Consider the following 20,163-nt stretch of genomic DNA (forward strand, 5'->3'; position numbering starts at 1 on the left):
GTCCGTTTGTAGGTCACGTCCTACGGACCGTTTCGGGCGTCAGCAGGCTCGCCGCCGACCAGCGCGGCTCCAGGAAAGGAGCACAGCAACTGTGCCACCGGCAGCCTGTCGTCGTGTGCCACGTGCCGGATACCCGTGATGCAATCGTCGAATTCGAGCGCACCGGTTCCGGGCGGCAGGTGCAGCTCGGCGCCTTCCCAGGCGCCGGCGGACCAGCCGCTGCCGGTGCCGGTCGCGCGCCAGACGGCGGGACCGTCGAGGGTGGCGAAGAAGCGCACCGCGACCGCCACCAGCACGCGTCCGCGATGTCGCCGCAGGAAGGCCACGAGGTGCCGCGCGCGCGGCCCCTGCACTTCGAGCGGCTCGTAGCTGCCTTCGCGGAAGAACTCGGCGTCCTGGGTTCGCAGCGCGAGGAGGCGCCAGATCAGCCAGAGCTTGGCGCGGCCGTCGGTCACGGTGTCGACGAGGGCGTGCACGCCGGATGCCAGGTCGTCACGGGATGCAACGGACTGCAATTCCTGCAACCGGCTTTCCCGCAGCGAATAGTCCACCGCGCGGCGGTTGTCCGGGTCGACGAGGCTGCGATCGATGAGTTCGCAGCCCTGGTAGATGTCCGGCACGCCCGGCGAGCAGAACTTGAGCAGTGCGAGGCTGAGGCCATTGAGCGCGCCGTAGCGGTCCAGCGCGCTTGCTGCACGGCGCATCTCGCCGAGGAAGCGGTTGTCGGGATGCGACGCGAGCACCGCATAGACGAAGCGCGAGAGCGATTCCTCGTAGCCCGGATCGGGATGCGTCCACGATGTGCCGCGCTTGCCTTCGCGCGCGGCCTTCAGCATGTAGCGCTCGATGCGGTCGCGGTACATCTCGCGCGCATCCGCGCCCGCGTCCAGGCCGGCGGGGTCCATCGTCCCGAGCAGCGTCTGGTAGAGCAGGTACTCGTGCATGGCCGACACTGCGCCGAGATGTGGTGCGTTCATCGCGTGCCAACGGCGCAGCGCGAGTCGCCAGAGTGCGGGGCACTCCGACAGCACGTCGATGCGCAGCCGCACGTCCTCCGAGCGCTTGTTGTCGTGCGTGGACGTGGCGAGCATCGTGTGCGGCCAGCGTCGCTGGCGGTCGGCGCTGGCTTCGTGGAACTCGGCGAGCGACATGCCGATGCGGTCGGGCTCGCCGCCGACCTCGTTGAGCGAGCTCAGCGGAAAGTAGCGATAGAACGCCGTGTCTTCCATGCCCTTGGCGGCCGCGGGCGCGCTGAACTGCTGGAAGCGGCGGGCGAATCGCACCGCCATGCGCGACACGGCCGCGTCGGCGCTTTCCGGTGCGTGGCCGAGCAAGGCATTGCGCACGAAGCCGAAGACCGAATCCTCCGGCAGCTGCAGCTTCTCGCGCGCGATCTCGACGGCCTGGTCGACGTAGTGGCGGTCCTGCGCGGTCGAGGCATCGGAGTTGTAGGTGCGATAGACCGAGAGACACGCTGCGACGGTCGCGATGATCTCGCGCAGCGTGTTGAGCGTGTAGTCGCTGCTGCGCCAGCTGCTCTTGGCGATGCGCAGCAGCGCGAGTGCGAGCACTTCGAGATCGGAGGCGAGCGCCCCGCGCACCACCTCCTGCTTGGCCTGCCGCACGATCTCGTCGAAGCGAGCGCCCGTGCCGGTGAAGGAGCGCCAGATCCTGTCGAGCCGCCGCGCCGATCCGCGCTCCACCAGCACCGCGTTCGCCACGTTGGCGAAGCGATAGCCGGTGGTGCCGTGGATGGCCCAGGCCTCGGGCACTTCCTCATGCGGCGCCGCGATCTTCTCCGCCACCACGTAGAGCGGTCTCGAGGGCCGTCCGTCCGCGCCGGCCACGCCCTTGGGCTCGCCGCAGCGCAGCGCGAAGCCGTCCTGCAGGCGCTGGAAGTACTGCGCCGGGTCGAGCAGCCCGTCGGGGTGATCGATGCGCAGCCCATCGACCCAGCCGCGCGCCGCGAGGTCTAGCGCAAGTGCATGCGTGGCTTCGAAGACGGCTTCGCGCTCGGTGCGCAGTGCGGCGAGCTCGTTCACGTCGAAGAAGCGGCGGTAGTTGATCTCGTCCGCCGCGGTGCGCCAGTAGGCGAGCCGGTAGGACTGGGCGTCGATCAGCGCGTGCAGGGCATCTTTCTGACGCGGTGCATTGATCGCCTCGACCGCCTCGGCGATGGCCTGCGCGATCGCCGGGCGACTGCCCGCCAGCGTCGCGAGTTGCGCTTTCAGGCGCTGGCGGTCACGCTCGCGCTCGTCCCATCCGTCGCGTGAGGCGGGGGCCGCGCTAGGCAGCTCGCGGAACGCCCAGGCGGTGCCGTTCATCAGGGACAGGTCGCCGCAGTCTTCGCGGCACAACTGCACCGCGCGTTCGACGATGGCGGCGTGGCTCTTGGGCGCGAGCGGGAAGCGGTGGTCGTGATAGCGGATGCCGAACGAGCCCTCGGCCGCGTTCCATTCGAGACGCAGCTCGCCGCGTTCCAGCACCTCGCCATACGGCGCGCCCAGCACCGGCACGAGCACCTTGCCCAGCAGGCCCGGCGTCGGCGAATGCCAGTCGATGTCGAAGTGCCGCGCATAGCGCGACGCCGCGCCGTGTTCGAGCACATCCATCCACCACCGGTTGTCGGTGCCCAGCACGCCCATGTGGTTCGGCACCAGGTCGATGAGCTGGCTCATGCGGTGCCTTCGCAGGGCGCGCGTGAAGCGCCCGAATGCCGGCATGCCGCCGAGCTCGGGGTTGATCTCGTCGTGCGCCACCACGTCGTAGCCGTGCATGCTGCCCGGCCGCGCGCGGTGGATCGGCGAGCAGTAGACATGGCTGATGCCCAGGCGCGCCAGGTAGGGGACGATGCGTGCTGCCTGGTCGAAGTCGAAGCCGCCGTGCAGTTGCAGGCGGTAGGTCGCGCGGGGCACGCGCGCCGGTGCGCGGCCGCGTTCCACCGTCGTGCGATCCGGCTGCGGGCGCACGCGCACCAGCGCCGCACCGAGCTTGCGCATCGTCTCCGCGTCCCACAGCGTCTCGACGGGCTGCGCGTACTTGCGGCGCCAGTTCGGATGCTCGATCGTCGTGCCGGGGAGGTTGGGCTGCTCGACCTGCGCGAGCGCGTCTTCGAGCTGCGCCATCATCAGGCTGCACGGCGCGCGCGCGAGGAAGGCATGCAAGGCCGCCGCATCGTCGGCGCCGGGCGGCGACTCGGCGTCTCCATTGGCCTGCAGCGATTCGCGGCCGTCGGCGCGTACGGCTTCGACCAGGCGCTCGCGGTCGTGGCGGCGTTCGCCGCGCAGGCGTTCGAGCGCGGCGTCGTCGATCAGGCCGAGCGCCCGCCTTTCCTTCAGGTCGTGCGCCGACCACCAGCCCGCGAGCGGCGGCAGGTCGTGCGTGCTCACCGCGGCGACGGCCTGGCGCGGGTACTCCGCGGGCCCCCGGAAGCGGCCCGCGCCATCGCGTTCGAAGTACAGCAGCCGGTAGGACAGCACGCCGTAGCGGCCGAGCGTCTCGCGCATCGCCTCGGGCACGGTGCCGAGGTCTTCGCCGATCACGAGGCAGCGGTGCCGCCGGCTTTCGAGCGCGAGGATCGCGAACAGCTCCTCGACCGGGTAGCCCACGTAGGTGCCGTCGCGCGCGGTGCCCTGCGCGGGGATCCAGAAGAGGCGCATCAGCATCATCACGTGATCGATGCGGATCGCCCCGGCGCCGCGCATGTTGGCGCGCAGCGCCTCGATGAAGATGCGGTGCTGCGATGCTCGCAGGCGGTCCGGCCGCAAGGGGGGAAGGCCCCAGTCCTGGCCTTGCGGATTGAACGCATCGGGCGGCGCGCCGACGCGCGCGGCCAGCGCGAAGGTGCGGCGGTGCCGCCACGCATCCGAGCCTGCACGATCGACCGACACCGCCAGATCGAGATAGAGCCCGAGGCTCATGCCCGCCGCCTTCGCCCGTTCGCCTGCGGCGTCGAGCTGCCGCGCGGCTTGCCACTGCAGGTACTCGTAGTAGCCGACATCTTCCGCGTGCTCCACCGCGAAGCGGGCCACGGCGGGCGAGGACGGATCGCCGAACTCGGGCGGCCATTCGGGCCAGCCCCAGATGGCGTCGTCGACCGCATGGAAGTGCGCCTGCAGGGCTTCGAAGAGCGCATGCTGGTGCAGCGCGTCGCCGCCCTGTTCGCGGAAGCGGCCGAAGGCGGCGGCTTCGGCATCGGCCGGCTTGCGTGTGCGGAAGTGCCCATAGAGCAGGCGCAGCACCTCGTGCTTGGCGGCCGACACGCCGGGATGGTCGATCAACGGGGCGGCGCGCAATGCCGACAGCCGCGCCTGGAAGGCCGGCAATTGCGCGCGCTCGCGGGCCGGCGCGCAATCGCGGAAGTCCGCGACCGCCTCGACGTCGATGTAGAGCACGTTCAGGTGCGCGCGGGACGACGGGCTGTAGGGGCTGATGTGCAGCGGGTTGTGCGGAAACAGTGCATGAAGCGGGTTGAGGCCCACCACGTCGGCGCCTTCGCGTGCGGCATGCTCGGCGAAGTCCGCGAGATCGCTGAAGTCGCCGATGCCCCAGTTGCGCCGCGACCGCAACCCGTAGAGCTGGAGCGTGAAGCCCCAGATGCGCCCATCGCCTTGCAAGGCGTCCGGCTGGTGGCAGTGCGCGGGCGCGCAGACCAGGAGGGTCTCCCCGGGAAAACCGACCAGACTCAGCCGGTGATAGCCCTCCGGCAGCGTAAGCGCGAGCGGCAGGCGGTAGTGGGCGTAGGCCTCGTCGTCGAAGGACGCGCGGTCGATCGTCTCGAGCTGCTCGGTGCGCACCGCGCCTTCGTGGAAGACCCCGCTCTCGTCCACCATGCGCCACTTGAAGTGTGCGAGCTGGCTGGGCAGGCGCACGTCGACCGCGAACCGGTCGGTGCCGAAGACGACGACCTGGACCGGCGGCAGCGGATGGCGCCAGGCATCGCGTGCGGCGGTCGCCTGCGCTGCGGCGAAGGGGAGATCCCCTCCCGAAGCAGCCGCTGACCCGGAATGCGCGACGAAGCCCGCGTCGGCGAGCAGCGTCGCGAGCGCCTCGTGGGACACCGCATGCCGATGCCCGAAGGCATCCGTGTATTCGGTGGCGATGCCGTGGCGCCGGCACAGCGCGAGAAGCGCCTGCGCCTCGTGTGGCGGCAGGGGGTTGGGTTCATTCATGCCACGCCTCGTCGATGGATGCGCACACGCCACCGGGCTGCAACTGGAGCGCCGCCTTGTCGCCGGCCACTTCCATCGCCCGCAGCATGTGGACGATCCGGCCCGGCGGCCATGCGACGCGATTCGTCGTCTTGCCGAAATTGGCGATCAGGTGAAGGTGGGCCGACGGGTGGCCGTCCCGGTGTCCTTCGTCGAGTTTCCACACGATGCGCAGCGCATCGCCTTCGCAGGACCAACTCAGCACGTGCGTTCCGGTGCCGAAGCGCGGCACGAGCTCGATCTGCCGGAGCACGAGCAGCCCGCCGATCTCGCGCAGCGCCTCCGCATGCCAGCCGGAGCGGTGCTGGGCCTCGTCGAGGTGCGATGCGAGGAAGGTCGCTTCGGCGTTCGGGTCCGGGAGGCTGCGCTTTCTTCCGTCGCGGGAGAACGATGCGAAGGCGCCGAACTCCTCACGGCGGCCGGCGGCCACCGCCGCTGCCAACTCGGGTCCGAAATCGCAGAAGTAGTGGAAGGGCGTCAGCGCGGCGTATTCCTCGCCCATGAAGAGCATCGGCGTGTGCGGCGAGAGCAGCACGCAGGCGCGCGCCGCCAGCAGGCGGACCGGGTCGGTCAACGCATCGATGCGTTCGCCGAATGCGCGGTTGCCGATCTGGTCGTGGGTCTGCAGGAAGGAGACGAAGGCGGCCGGCGGGAGGTGCTCGCAGGCCTCGCCGCGCGCTTCGCCGCCCCTGAACGGCGAGGGCTGGCCGGTGTAGACGAAGCCCTGCGCGAGCGCGAGTCCGAACTGTTCCAGCGGCCGCTGCGCGTAGTCGGCGTAGTAGCCGTCGGTCTCGCCGGTCAAAAGCACGTGGGCGGCGTGGTGCAGGTCGTCGTTCCACTGCGCGGTCGCGACGAGTGGGCTGCCGTCCCAATCGCGTTCGAGCCGGTGCGCTTCGTTGCGGTCGTTCTCCAGCACCACGTGGATCTCGCGATGGCGACCCGGTCCCTGCTGGAGGGCGGCGCAGATCTCCTCGACGATCGGTGTGGCCGAGCGGTCGTGAATCGCGTGCACAGCGTCCATGCGCAGGCCGTCGAAGCGGTATTCCTCGATCCAGTAGAGCGCGTTGTGCACGAAGAAGTCGCGCACGGTGCGCGAGCCGGGGCCGTCGAAGTGGATCGCCGCACCCCAGGGCGTCTGCCGTTCGGGGTTGAAGAACTCGGGGCAGTAGGCGTGCAGGTAGTTGCCTTCGGGTCCGAAGTGGTTGTAGACCACGTCGATCAGCACCATCAGGCCCAGCCCGTGCGCCGCGCCGACGAAGGCCTTGAGTTCCGACGGGGTGCCGTAGACCGCGTCGGGCGCGAAGGGCAGCACGCCGTCGTAGCCCCAGTTGCGCTTGCCGGGAAAGTCGGCGAGCGGCATCAGCTCGACCGCCGTGATGCCGAGCGCCGCGAGATCCGCGAGCCGGCGCTGCGCGGCCTTGAACGTGCCTTCGGGCGTGAAGGCGCCGATGTGCAGTTCGTAGATCACCGCTTCGCGCCACGGGCGGCCTGTCCATTCGTCGTCGCTCCACGCGTACTCGCGCGGGTCGACGACCTCGCTGGGGCCGTGCACGTCGTCGGGGTTGCGGCGCGACGCCGGGTCGGGAACACGAAGGCCGTCCGGCAGGCGGTAGCGATAGCGGTCGCCGGTGCCGGCTTCCGGGACGACGCATTCGTGCCAGCCATCCGGCGTGCGCTGCATCGCGGCCTCGCGCCACGAACCCGCCAGCGACCATTCGAGCACCACCGTGGGCACGCTGGGTGCCCAGAGCCTGAAGCGCACCCCGCGGCCGACCGCCACGGGCTCGGCGCCGAAAGGCATGGCGTGCATGTGTCTCATTGAGGCACCTTCGCGCAGCGGCGCTTCGGTATTCGCCTTGGGGCGGCCCGGCGGCTCATTGGGTAACCTCCGTGCTACGCACTACGTTGCGAGCCCCCTTCGGAGCGGCCGGGCGGGGGCTCATGGCTCGCCCAGCTTTCTGCGCAGCAGCGCGAGCGAGCGGTCTTGCAGCAGGTACGAGCGCTGGGCCACTTCGGCGGAGGCTTCGGTCTCGTGCGCGGTGTCGATCAGCCGCGTCCAGTGGTGACCGGAGGCCGGCAGCACGAAGGGCAGGGGTTCGTGATAGGCATTCAGCAGCAGCAGGAAGTCGTTGTCCTGCTGCCGCTCGCCGCGCGGTCCGACGTCGATCAGGCCGGTGCCCGAGAACAGCATGCCCAGGCAGCGCACGTGCGGACCCCAGTCGGCCGGCGCCATTTCTTCGCCGTCGGGCTTGAGCCACACCACGTCCTTGGCGACGCTTTCGGCGGACGGCTCGCCGCGAAAAAAGCTGCGGCGGCGGAAGGACGGGTGCTGCCGCCGCGTGCGGATCAGCAGCGCGACGAAGGCCTGCAGCGCATCGCCTTCCGGCGAAGGCGTCCAGTCGAGCCAGGTGAGCTCGTTGTCCTGGCAATAGGCGTTGTTGTTGCCGCGCTGGCTGTGGCCGCGTTCGTCGCCGGCCAGGAGCATCGGCACGCCCTGCGACAACAGCAGCGTGGCGAGCAGGTTGCGCTTCTGGCGTTCGCGCAGCGCCTTGACGGCGGGGTCGTCGGTGGGGCCCTCGGCGCCGCAGTTCCACGAGAGGTTGTTGTCGTGGCCGTCGCGGTTGTCCTCGCCGTTCGCCTCGTTGTGCTTCTGGTTGTAGGCGACGAGGTCCTGCAGCGTGAAGCCGTCGTGCGCGGTGATGAAGTTGATGCTGGCGTGCGGCCCCTTGCCGGACCAGCCATAGAGATCCTGCGAACCCGCGAGCCGCTTGGCGACTTCGCCGGCGAGGCCCTCGTCGCCTTTCCACCAGCCGCGCATGCCGTCGCGGTAGCGGTCGTTCCATTCGGCCCAGCCCGGCGGGAAGTTGCCGACCTGGTAGCCGCCATGGCCGAGGTCCCAGGGCTCGGCGATGAGCTTGACGCAGTTCAGGGTCGGGTCCTGCCGGATCGCGTCGAAGAAGCCGCCGAGGTTCTCGACCTTGCCGGCCTCGCGGGCGAGCGCGGAGGCGAGGTCGAAGCGGAAGCCGTCGACGTGCATCTCCTCGGCCCAGTAGCGCAGCGAATCCATCACGAGCTGCAGCGCGCGCGGCTGTTCGAGGTTGACCGTGTTGCCGCAGCCGGTGAAGTCGTCGTAGTAGCGCGGCTGCTGCGCGTTGGCGATGTAGTAGGAAGCGTTGTCCACCCCGCGCATCGACAGCGTCGGGCCGAGGTGGTTGCCCTCGCAGGTGTGGTTGTAGACCACGTCGAGGATCACCTCGAAGCCTGCGGCGTGCAGGGTCTTGACCATGGTCTTGAACTCCTTCACCTTGCCCGATGCGCTGTAGCGCACCTCGGGGGCGAAGTAGCCGAGCGTGTTGTAGCCCCAGTAGTTCTGCAGGCCCTTTTCAGCGAGATGCCGGTCGTTCAGGTACGCGTGCACCGGCAGCAGCTCGATGGTGGTCACGCCCAGGCGCTTCAGGTGCTCGATCGCGGGCTCGGTCGCGAGCGCGCCGTAGGTGCCGCGCAGGTGTTCGGGGATGTCCGGATGCAGCTGGCTGAAGCCGCGCACATGCATCTCGTAGATGACCATGTCCTGCCACGGCACCTCGGGCCGGCGGTCGTCGCCCCAGGTGAACGCGGTTTCGAGCACGCGGCCCTTGGGCATGAAGGCCGCGCTGTCGCGCCGGTCGAAAGACAGGTCCTGCCGCTTGCTGCCCACCGAGTAGCCGTAGAGCGCGTCGCTCCAGCGCAGCTCGCCGATGAGGTCCTTGGCGTAGGGGTCGAGCAGGAGCTTGTGCGGGTTGAAGCGGTGGCCTTCCTCGGGCTTGTAGCGCCCGTGGACGCGATAGCCGTAGGCCATCCCCGGCCGCGCTTCGGGCAGGTAGCAGTGCCAGACGTCGTTGGTGCGTTCGCGCACGCGGATGCGCTGGCGCTCGTGGCGGCCCTTGTCGTCGAAGAGGCACAGCTCGACGCCCTCCGCATGCCTGGAGAAGAGCGCGAAATTGACCCCTTGCCCGTCCCAGGTGGCGCCCAGCGGATAAGGCCTTCCGGGCCAGATGGCCGTGAGGGGAACATGGTCGCGCTTGGTCACGGATGCGGCCTGTCGTGGTCGTTGCCGCGATGCGGCCACGCAGCGACGTGCGGCTTCGGCGAGGTGGCTGCCTCGCGCGCAGGCGGGGCCTCGCGCAAGGGACTTCGCGGCGTCGATTGCCGCTCGCGCGGCCACCATTGCTCGATCTGTCGCGCGGCCCAGTCCTTGCCCGCGAGCCCGAAGGCCAGCGCGAGCGCGAACACCACGCCGGCCAGGATGATGAGGAAGCTCTGGCGCACGATATCGCCGCCCACCTTCACCTGGTCGAGCGCGATCAGGATCACGAAGAGAAGGATGGCGTACTGCGCGACCTTGCCGAGCAGCAGCGCATCCTGCATGCCGGTATTGCGGCCATAGCTGGTCACGGCATCTCCGACGAACTTCGCGAAGTACGCGCCGAAGGCAAGCACCAGCAGCGCCACGATGAGGTTGGGCACGAACCACATCACGCGGCCGAGCAGATCGGTCACATACGCGAGGCCCAGGCCATTGAAGGCGATCACCAGCGAGGCGAGGATCACCATCCAGTACGCGAGCACGCCGAAGACCGCCGTGACATCGGACACCATGCCGCCTTGCCGGAAGAAGTTGTCGAGCCCGGAGCGCTCGGTGAGCACCTGGAAGTTGACCGCGTGCAGTCCGCGCACGACCGCGAAGCGCACCGCCTTCGCCAGCAGCCATCCGAGGGCCACCACGAGCACCGCGAAGAGCAGCCGGGGTAGCAAGGCGCCGACCTGGATGAGGAATGCGCGCAGCGGTTCCAGATGCATCGATAGGCTTTCCATGGAACTCTCCTGTATCAATGCGGAAGGGGGGTGCAGGGCCACACGACGTGGGCGAGGCTGGGGGTGGTCATCATTTCAGCATTGCAAGGATGCCCTGCAGTGGCACGGGCACCCAGTCGGGTCGGTTGTCGAGTTCGTAGCGCAGTTCGTAGAACGCCTTCTCGAACTCGAAGAGCCTGAGCAGTTGTTCGTCGACCGGCCCCATTTCGGGCGCGAGCGCCTCGCTGTAGCCGGAGAGAAAAGCGTCACGGGTCTCGGCCTCCCACTCGCGTCCGGCGGCGTCGAGGCGGGCCAGTTCGCCCACGTTCTGCGCGGCGCGGCGCAGTGCGCTCCAGCGCGCGTAGTTGAAGGAGCGCAGCATGCCGGCGACGTCGCGCAATGGCGACTGCTTGCCGCGCCGCTCCTCGATCGGCCGCGCGGGTTCGCCCTCGAAATCGATGATGACGAAGTCATTGCGGGTGACCAGCACCTGGCCCAGGTGGTAGTCGCCGTGGTAGCGCGTGCGCCGGCCGGTCTTGCCTTCGATCGCCACATGGCCGATGAAGGTGTTGACGGCCTCCTGCATGCCCAGCAGGCGCGTCGCGTCCTCGGCCACCGACGCGGGTGGATTGGTGCGCACGTACTCGCGCAGTTGCGCGAGCGTGGCGCCGGCCTCGGCGCGCACCGATTCGCGCAGGCGCTGCAGGTCGTGCGCGGTCAGCGGTTCGGGTGCGAATGCCTTGTTGTCGGTGGGCCGGCCGAGTGCGTTGTGCAGCTCGGCGGTTCGGCGCCCGAGGATTTCCATCAGCGCCATGAAGGCGCCATGCGAGTCCGCGTGCGCGGCGACGTCGGTGTCGCGCAACTCGTCGAGGACGCGTTCCAGGTAAGCGAGCGTGTATTCCCATCCGTCGCCCTGGTTCGGCACGTAGGCCTGCAGCAGGCCGAGCGTCATCTCCGTGCCGTCGCTGCCGGTGTATTCGAGCGCGCCGACGACCGGCACGCCGTGCACGAAGCCGGCATCCTCGGCCAGGTAGCGGCCCATCTCGAGCTCGGGGTTCACGCCGGCCCGCACGTGCCGGTAGCCCTTGAGGAACAGCGTTTCGCCGAGCGTGACCACGGTGTTGCTGCTGACCGGGCTGGGCTGGCTCACGCGAAGTTCGTCGATCGCTTCGACCGGGAACTCGCGTCCCAGCGCGGTCGGGCGGAAGTGCAGCGTGCCATGCGCGGCGGGCAGGCTGGTGTCCGTCACGATCGCGCGGATGACTTCGCGGCAGAAGGGCTCGTCGTAGAAGGCATCGGCCATCACGCCGACATTGGCCTGCTGGCGCACCTTGGCGATGGCCGCGGGCTGCAGCGCTTTCATGCGCTCCTCGTCGTGGTCTTCCCAAGCGAGCGCGAGCGGCATGAAGTACAGCGCAGGCTCGGGCGGCCCTTCAAGCGACAGCAGCGGCAGCATCCAGCTCAATCCGCCGATCGGCCAGACCGAGTGCTCCCAGAACTGCGCGCGCACGATGCCCGCGCCCTTGGTCGCGTACCAGCGCTGCGCCTCGATGTGGCGCGGCAGCGTGTCTGTCTCGACCTGCTTGCTGAGGCGGTCGGCGAAGCCGATGCGCCACGGCATCACCCGCTCGCGGAAGAGGCTGGTCCAGCCATCGAAGAGCACCAGCACCGGCCGGTCGAGCAAGGCGACGCCTTCCTGGTGCCAGCTCGGCATCGGCGCTTCGTCGGTGAGCTTGAACCAGTAGAAGCCGTGAGTCGGCAGCGTGAGCAGATACGGCAGTTCGCCGATCGGCGGGAAGGAGGTGCGGCCGAGCATCTCGACGGGGATGCGGCCCTTGAACGCAGAAAGATCCAGCTCCACCGGCTGTGCCGCGCGCGAAAGGTTGAACACCGAGAGGATCACGTCCTCTCCGTGCTCGCTGATGTAGGCGAGGATCTTGCGGTTGCCCGGCTTGAGGAAGGTGCGCAGCCCGCGGCCGAAGGCGCGGCTGGTCTTGCGCACCGCGAGCATGCGCCGCGTCCAGTGCAAGAGCGAGCTCTTGTCGCGCAGCTGCGTCTCGACGTTGACCGCCTCGTAGCCGTACATCGCGTCCATGATCGGCTGCAGGTACAGCCGCTGGGGGTCGGCGCGCGAGAAGCCGGCGTTGCGGTCGGGGCTCCACTGCATCGGCGTGCGCACGCCGTTGCGATCGCCGACGAAGACGTTGTCGCCCATGCCGATCTCGTCGCCGTAGTAGATGATCGGCGAACCCGGCATCGACAGCAGCATGCTGTTCATCAGCTTGATGCGGTCCTTGTCGTTGTCCATCAGCGGCGCGAGCCGGCGGCGGATGCCGAGGTTGATGCGCGCCTGCACGTCCGCCGCATAGGTGGTGTACATGTAGTCGCGCTCGCGGTTGGTCACCATCTCCAGCGTGAGCTCGTCGTGGTTGCGCAGGAAGATGGCCCACTGGCAGTTGTCCGGGATGTCGGGGGTCTGCTGCATGATCTCGACGATCGGGTCGCGGTCCTCCTGCGCGATCGCCATGTACATGCGCGGCATCAACGGGAAGTGATACGCCATGTGGCACTCGTCGCCTTCGCCGAAGTAGCCGCGCACGTCCTCGGGCCACATGTTGGCTTCGGCCAGCAGGAAGCGGTTCTTGTAGTTGGCGTCGATCGCGGCGCGCAGCTTCTTGATGACCTCGTGCGTTTCCGGCAGGTTCTCGTTGGTGGTGCCGTCGCGTTCGATGAGATACGGAATCGCATCGAGCCGGAAGCCGTCCACGCCCATGTCGAGCCAGAAGCGCATCGTGCGGAACACCGCTTCGAGCACCTGCGGGTTGTCGAAGTTGAGGTCCGGCTGGTGGCTGAAGAAGCGGTGCCAGTAGTAGGCCTTGGCGACCGGGTCCCAGGTCCAGTTCGACTTCTCGGTGTCGGTGAAGATGATCCGTGTGCCGCTGTAGAGCGTGTCGGTGTCGCTCCACACGTAGAAGTCGCGTTCGGGCGAGCCGGGCGGCGCGGCACGCGCGGCCTGGAACCACGGGTGGTCGGCCGATGTGTGGTTGATGACCAGCTCGATGATCACGCGCAGCTCGCGCTTGTGCGCCTCGCCGAGCATCTCGCGGAAATCGTCCAGCGTGCCGTAGGGCGGGTGGACGTCCTCGTAGGCGGCGATGTCGTAGCCGTCGTCGCGCAAGGGCGACGGGTAGAAGGGCATCAGCCAGATGGTGTTGACGCCCAGATCCTTCACGTAGTCGAGCTTGCTGGTGAGACCCTTGAAATCGCCGACGCCGTCGGCATTGGAATCGCTGAACGCCTTGATGTTGACCTGGTAGATGACCGCGTCGCGATACCACGTCGGATCACCTGTGGTGTCGATCTCGGTGGTCTCCAGGACCAGTGCCGGCAGGGGAGCGTTCATGGGGTCACTCTCATGCGTAGTAGTCGAAGTCCCGCTCGTCGCGCAGGCGCCGCCGGACCGCCATCACATGGGCCGGCATGCGCTGCGGGTCGATCTCGATGTAGTGGTGCGTGCCCTGCCAGACGAAGCGCTGGTCGGTCAAGAGGTCATGCATCTGGAAGCTGCGGTCGCGTGCAACGCCGATCAGATCCGGGTCGAGATGCAGCCAGCCGATCTGCGTGTGGTGCGGATCGAGGTTGACCACCGTGACCACCGCGCGGGATTCGTCCGGCGAGGTCTTCATGTAGGCGATGAGCTGGTCGTTCCCGATGTCGAGGAAGCGCAGGCTGTGGTCCCATTGCAGGGCATCGTTGGCGCGGCGGATCTGGTTGATGCGCGTGATGAAGGGGCGCAGGCCGGCGTCGGCATCCCAGTCCCAGTGGCGCAGCTGGTACTTCTCGGAGTCGAGGTATTCCTCGCTCGACGGGCCGCGCGGAAGGTGCTCCAGCAGCTCGAACGCCGGCCCGTACATGCCGTAGTTGGCCGCCAGCGTGGCGGCGAGCACCAGGCGTGCCCTGAACACCGGCTCTTCGCCGGTCTGCAATGCGGCGTGCAGGATGTCCGGCGTGTTGGGCCACACGTTGGGGCGGAAGTACTCCCTGCCCGGTGCCTCGTTCAGTTGGGTGAAGTATTCGGTCAGCTCTTCCTTGCTGTTGCGCCAGGTGAAGTAGGTGTAGGACTGCGTGTAGCCCAGCTTGGCGAGCCGGTGCATCACCTTCGGGCGGGTGAAGGCTTCGGCGAGGAAGATGACCTCCGGGTGCTCGCGCTTCACTTCGGTGATGACCCATTCCCAGAAGGCGAAGGACTTGGTGTGCGGGTTGTCGACGCGGAAGACGGTCACGCCTTGGGCGATCCAGTGGTCGAACACCGATTTCAGTTCGGACCAGAGGCACTGCCAGTCGGCGCTTTCGAAGTGAAAGGGATAGATGTCCTGGTACTTCTTCGGCGGGTTCTCCGCGTACTGGACCGTGCCGTCCGGACGCCAGCGGAACCAGGTCGGGTGCTCCTTCACGTAGGGATGGTCCGGCGCGCACTGGAAGGCGATGTCCATCGCGACGTCGATGCCCATGCGCGAGGCGGCCGTGACAAGGCGGCGGAAGTCCTCGGGTGTGCCGAGTTCGGGCAGGATCGCCTTGTGCCCGCCTTCCGCCGCGCCGATGGCCCATGGGCTGCCGACGTCGCCGGGCTCGGGCGTGAGCGTGTTGTTGCGCCCCTTGCGCTGGATGCGGCCGATAGGGTGGATGGGCGGCATGTAGAGCACGTCGAAGCCCATCGATGCGATCAGCGGCAGGCGCTCTTCCACGTCGCGGAACGTACCGTGCGCGCCGGGCGCGGACGAGGCCGATCGGGGAAAGAGTTCATACCAGGTGCTGAAGCGGGCGCGTTCGCGATCCGCCACCAGCGGGATTTCGGCGGCGAAGCGCGATTCGAGATGGCGGTCCGGATGGCGCGCGGCGAGCGCGGCGAATTCGTCGTCCAGCGCGAGCGCCTTCAGCGCGGCGACGTCCATCGCGCCGTGGGTCGCGCCTTCTTCCAGCGAGCGCGCCCACTGCGCGAGCGTGTCGCGATCCTCGCCCTTGGCGCGCTCGGCCGTGGCGGAAATCTCCATCGCGCCGGTGCGTGCGGCGATGCGGATGTCGTCCGCGTCGATGCGGCGCACCAACTCGTGCCGCCACGATTCGAAGGCGTCGACCCAGGCCACCACCGTGTAGCGGTAACGGCCGACGACCGGCGGCGTGAACTCGGCGTGCCACTCATCGTTGTAGCGCAGCTTCATCGGCACTTCGTGGCTGCGTTCGTCGCCGTCCTTCCACCACTGGAGCATCACGCGTGGCACGTCGTGCCCGTCGGTGAAGACGTGCGCGGTGACGCACACGCTTTCGCCGACGGTGCGCTTCACCGCGAAGCGCCCGCCGTCCACGATCGGCAGGACCGCATCGACCACGGCACGACTGCGTCCGTCGACCACGTCGACCGGCACGGGCGCGTCGTCACGCACCAGGAGTTTGCTGATCATCGGCAACGACCTTCAGGAAGAGGGTGGACAGGGGCGGCAGCGTCAGGCACACCGAATGCGGCTGCCCGTGCGAGCGCATCGGCGATGCGCGCACCGCGCCGAGGTTGCCCCAGCCCGAGCCGCCGAACACGCGCGCATCGCTGTTGAGGATCTCGGTCCATGTGCCGTCGACCGGCACGCCGACGCAGTAGTTCTGGCGCGGCACCGGTGTCATGTTGCAGACCACCAGCACCGGGCCGGCCGTGCGCGAGCGTCGCAGGAAGGCGACAACGCTCTGCTCGTGGTCGTTGGGTTCCAGCCACAGGAAGCCGTCGGATGAGAAGTCCAGCTCGTGCAGCGCCGGCTCGTCGCGCAGCAGGCGGTTGAGCTCGCCCACCAGATGCTGCACGCCGCGGTGCCTTTCGGACTGGAGCGAATCCCAGTCGAGCTCGCCCTCGTGCGTCCATTCGCGCCGCTGCGCGAACTCGCCGCCCATGAACAGCAGCTTCTTGCCCGGATGCGCCCACATGTACGACAGCAGCAGCCGCAGGTTCGCGAACTGCTGCCATTCGTCGCCGGGCATCTTGTTGATCAGCGAGCCCTTGCCGTAGACCACCTCGTCATGCGACAGGGGCAGGACGAAGTTCTCGCTGAACGCGTACACCATCGAGAAGGTCAGCCGGTGGTGGTGATAGCGCCGGTGCACCGGGTCCTCGCGCATGTAGGCGAGGGTGTCGTGCATCCAGCCCATGTTCCACTTCATTCCGAAGCCGAGCCCGCCCATGTCGGTGGGCCGCGAGACCTGCGGCCAGGCGGTCGATTCCTCGGCCACGGTGAAGGTGTCCGGGTGGTCGCGGTACGTCGCCCGGTTGAGGTCCTGGAGGAACTGGATCGCCTCGAGGTTTTCGCGTCCGCCGTGGCGGTTGGGAATCCAGCTGCCGCCCTGGCGCGCGTAGTCCAGGTAGAGCATCGACGCGACCGCATCCACCCGCAGCCCGTCGAGGTGATAGCGGTCGAGCCAGAAGAGACCCGAGGACATCAGGAAGCTGCGGACCTCGTTGCGGCCGTAGTTGAAGATGGCCGAGTTCCATTCCGGATGGAAGCCCTGGCGCGGGTCCGCATGCTCGTAGAGATGCGTGCCGTCGAACGAAGCGAGCCCGTGCGGGTCGGTCGGGAAGTGCGAGGGCACCCAGTCCAGCAGCACGCCGATGCCGCGCTGGTGCAGGTGGTCCACGAAGTACATGAAGTCCTGCGGCGTGCCATAGCGCGAGGTCGGTGCGAAATAGCCGGTGGTTTGATAACCCCACGATCCATAGAACGGATGCTCGGTCACCGGCATCAGCTCGATGTGCGTGAAGCCGATGGACGCCACATAGTCGGCCAGCGCGTGCGCGAGATCGCGCCAGCCCATCGGCTGGCCGTCCTTGCGGCGCCATGAGCCGGCGTGCACCTCGTAGATGGCGACGGGTGCATCGGCGGCGTTGCGCCCGGCGCGCTGCTGCATCCAGCCGGCGTCGCCCCAGGTGTAGTCCAGCGACCAGATCCGGGACGCAGTGGCGGGTGGCTGCTCGGCGAAGCAGGCGAGAGGGTCCGCCTTCTCCAGCACCCGTCCGCCCTGAGCCGTGATGCGGTACTTGTAGGCCTGCCCGTGGCGGGCGCCGGGGCAGCGGCCCTTCCAGACGCCGGTCGAATCGGCGCGCGGCGCAAGCGGATCGGCGTGGCCGTTCCAGTCGTTCCAGTCGCCGATGACAGAGACGGAGGTCGCGTTCGGCGCCCAGACCGCGAACGATGCGCCCTGCCCATCGGCGGCCAGATGCGCGCCCAGCCGCTCGTGCAACCGGGAATGGGTGCCTTCACGGAAGAGGTAGGCGTCCGTGTCGTCGAAGGCCCGGAATGCCTGGGGAGGGGGTGCAGCGCTCACGAAGTGTTCTTTCTACGTTGAGTGCCCCGTTCCAGGGCCGAACGACCTTTCTAAGACGCCAGGCCGCATTCGAGCAGGTATCGACCGCTCGTCCCGCTGTCGGACAGTGGCTCACTGTAGAGCGACCGTCGTCGCTGTTCAACTCGCCGGTTTGGGCGCGCGCTCCGGCAGCCGCACCGGCACGTAGGCCAGCCGCCGGTCGCGCATGACCAGCAGCGCGACGCTGCGGCCCGGCGCGACGGCCGAAAGGCTGCGCTGGAAGTCCTCGATGCGGTCGAGCCGGGTGTCGTTCACCGCGACGATGAGATCGCCGGCGCGGATGCCTTCGCTGCGGGCCGCGCCCGAGGCCTCGCGCACCACGAGGCCGCCGTCGATGCCCAGTTGCAGGCGCTGGCCGGACGACAGCTCGGCCAGGCTTAGGCCGAGCCCGTCGCCCCATTCGGCGGCGACGTCAGCCCGCTGGAGACTGCGCGGCGCGGGCTCTTCGGACAGAACCACCCAGAGCGTGCGCGCGGCGCCGCGCCGCCAGATCTCCATCGCATTGCGGCTGCCGGGCCGCCCCTGCGAGATCCGCTGCTGCAGTTCGGTGGAGCGTGCGATGGGCTTGCCGTCGAAGCCGGTCACCACGTCGCCGCGCAGCAGCCCGGCGGATCGCGCGGGGCCGTTCGCGTCCACGCCGACCACGAGGGCGCCGGCTGGCTGCTTCAGGCCGAAGGACTGCGCCAGCGCGGGCGTCATTTCCTGGAAGTCGGCGCCGATGCGCGCGCGCTGGATGCGCCCGGTGGCCTTGAGCTGCCCCGCGATCCGCATCGCCAGGTTGATCGGCACCGCGAAGGACAGGCCCATGTAGCCGCCGCTGCCGCTGTAGATCATGGAGTTGATGCCGACCACCTCGCCGCGTTCGTTGAACAGCGGACTGCCCGAACTGCCGGGATTGATCGCGACATCGGTCTGGATGTAGGGCACCTCGCCCCCGCCGGCGACATAGCGGTCGACCGCGCTCACCACGCCCGCCGTCACGCTTCCGTGAAAACCGAAGGGCGCGCCGATCGCCGCGACCCAGTCGCCCGGCGCGAGGCCGGTCGAATCACCCAGGACGGCCGGCGAGAGCCCGCTCGCATCGATCTTCATGAGCCCCACGTCGGTGCGCCGGTCCACGCCGAGGACGCGGCCGGGGAAGCGCCGACCATCGTCCAAGCGGACCTGCGCCTCGTCCACGCCGGCGATCACGTGCGCGCTGGTCAGGATCAGGCCGTCGCTCGTGAGGATCACGCCCGAGGCGAGGTCGCGGACCTGGCTGAGCCGCACGCTGGCGGGCAGGGGCGAGGCGAGGCGATCGGCGAAGTCCAGCTCGGGCGCGATCTCCAGTTCGGCCGCCCGGTCGTCGGCGCCGATGCGCAGCGTGCTGATGTCGACGACGCTGGCACTGCGGCTGGCGACGAAGGAGGAGAAGGTCGGCGTGGTGGCGGTCGATGCCGGAGGGGAGGGTGCAGCGACGGTGGCCTGCAATGGTGGCGTGGACGTGCATGCGGCCAGCAGCAAGGCGACGCCCAACGCGGCGAACCGGCTTGACGGACGGCTCGCTGCGCGAGGGTTCCGGCTGACGCGCCGGACTAACGAGGCGGCACTGCGCATGGCGATCCTTTGGATCGGCGATGTCGTCGGCGGGTTCCTGCGGTCGTGGCCGATCGACTCGGGACACTCACGATATGACCTCGTCTGCACGAAGAAGCGCGCTGCGCGGGATGGTCAGGCCCATGGCCTTCGCCACTTTCAGGTTGATGATGAACTCGACCTTTGTCGGCTGTTCCAGCGGGAGGTCGCCGGGCTTGGCCCCATTGAGTATCTGCACGGACATCTCTGCCACACGACGGAACATCGCTGCATAGTCGGGACCGTACGACAGGAGGCATCCGAAGCCCCGGTAGTCCACCATCAGTGGAATCCGGTGCGCCGCCTCGAAGGCGACCCAATCGTCCCGAAGCTTCGCGTTGATCTGGTTGGGCGACAGGAGCACCGCGTCCGCCTGCTCACGCCCGATCGCCGCAATGGCGGCCGGGAAGTCGTCCGCGGCGTTGATCGGCAGCGAAAACAGGGCGATGCCGAGCGATCGCGCGCTTTCGCGATAGCGTTCGAAAGCCGCATCGAGGCTCGCGCTGCTCAGGCCCGACAACCGCGAGCATTCCGGGCATCGGGCAAATGCGATCCGGGTGACGGTGGGGACCGCGATCTTGAGCAGTTCGATTCGCTTCGCCACGAGGTCGTCAGTGAAATTGGACATCCCGGTGACCTGGCCGCCCGGATGCGCGAAGCTCGCGATGAGACCGGTGCGCAACGGGTCGTTGATTCCAAACGTGACGACGGGGATGCTGCCGCCAGCGTCGACCACGGCTTGCGCTGCCGTCGCACTGCCGGTCACGATCAGCTCGACACCCTTGTCGCGCATCTCGGTTGCGAACTCGGCGTAGCGTTCGTTCCTGCCTTCCGCGTAGCGCCAGTCGATGGTGAGGTTTCGACTCTGGGCGAAGCCGAGTTCCGCCAGCCGGTTCACGAACGCCGCGACGACCCGATCATCCTCGGCACTGTTCTTTGCGGTGAACCCGAAGAAGGCGATGCGATAGGCATGCCCAGGAACCTGGGCCAGCGCTTTCGTTCCGAGCGCGCAGGCCAAGCCGTAGACGAGTCGACGACGATCGATCATGACCCCCTCCTGCTTCTGGAGGCCGTCTCCCGAGCGGGAGGCGGTGCCACGGGATCATGC

General features: G+C 68.5%; 9 protein-coding genes. All 9 read right to left on the minus strand.

What is annotated here, in order from left to right; all coding sequences use genetic code 11:
• Positions 1-20: 20 nt before the first annotated feature.
• Entirely contained in the window at positions 21-5,171 is a 5,151-nt protein-coding gene (treY, locus tag WKW77_RS18855; protein WP_340358400.1) for a malto-oligosyltrehalose synthase, read from the minus strand.
• Complete coding sequence (gene treZ, locus WKW77_RS18860) at positions 5,164-7,020, minus strand: malto-oligosyltrehalose trehalohydrolase (RefSeq protein WP_340358401.1); 1,857 nt, start codon at positions 7,018-7,020, stop codon at positions 5,164-5,166. The genes treY and treZ overlap by 8 nt, the downstream gene beginning before the upstream one ends.
• A 129-nt stretch (positions 7,021-7,149) precedes the next feature.
• Positions 7,150-9,279 carry a glycogen debranching protein GlgX gene (gene glgX, locus WKW77_RS18865; protein ID WP_340358402.1) on the minus strand — a complete coding sequence of 710 codons (2,130 nt, stop codon included), beginning with the start codon at positions 9,277-9,279 and terminating at the stop codon, positions 7,150-7,152.
• The gene (locus WKW77_RS18870; RefSeq protein WP_340358403.1) at positions 9,276-10,064 is read right to left on the minus strand and encodes a mechanosensitive ion channel family protein; all 789 of its coding nucleotides are present in this window, start codon (positions 10,062-10,064) and stop codon (positions 9,276-9,278) included. The genes glgX and WKW77_RS18870 overlap by 4 nt, the downstream gene beginning before the upstream one ends.
• Positions 10,065-10,134: 70 nt before the next feature.
• Positions 10,135-13,446: a maltose alpha-D-glucosyltransferase gene (gene treS, locus WKW77_RS18875; RefSeq protein ID WP_340358404.1), complete on the minus strand. Its 3,312-nt coding sequence runs from the start codon at positions 13,444-13,446 to the stop codon at positions 10,135-10,137.
• 10 nt (positions 13,447-13,456) lie between these two features.
• Positions 13,457-15,502 carry an alpha-1,4-glucan--maltose-1-phosphate maltosyltransferase gene (locus WKW77_RS18880; protein WP_340358405.1) on the minus strand — a complete coding sequence of 682 codons (2,046 nt, stop codon included), beginning with the start codon at positions 15,500-15,502 and terminating at the stop codon, positions 13,457-13,459.
• Entirely contained in the window at positions 15,477-17,402 is a 1,926-nt protein-coding gene (gene glgB / locus WKW77_RS18885; RefSeq protein WP_340358406.1) for a 1,4-alpha-glucan branching protein GlgB, read from the minus strand. The genes WKW77_RS18880 and glgB overlap by 26 nt, the downstream gene beginning before the upstream one ends.
• A 138-nt stretch (positions 17,403-17,540) precedes the next feature.
• A complete protein-coding gene (locus WKW77_RS18890) occupies positions 17,541-18,956 on the minus strand; it encodes a trypsin-like peptidase domain-containing protein (RefSeq protein ID WP_340358407.1) in 1,416 nt (471 codons plus the stop codon).
• Positions 18,957-19,104: 148 nt separating this feature from the next.
• Complete coding sequence (locus WKW77_RS18895) at positions 19,105-20,103, minus strand: ABC transporter substrate-binding protein (protein WP_340358408.1); 999 nt, start codon at positions 20,101-20,103, stop codon at positions 19,105-19,107.
• Positions 20,104-20,163 lie beyond the last annotated feature (60 nt).

This window comes from Variovorax ureilyticus (assembly GCF_037889935.1).
GTDB lineage: Bacteria > Pseudomonadota > Gammaproteobacteria > Burkholderiales > Burkholderiaceae_C > Variovorax > Variovorax ureilyticus.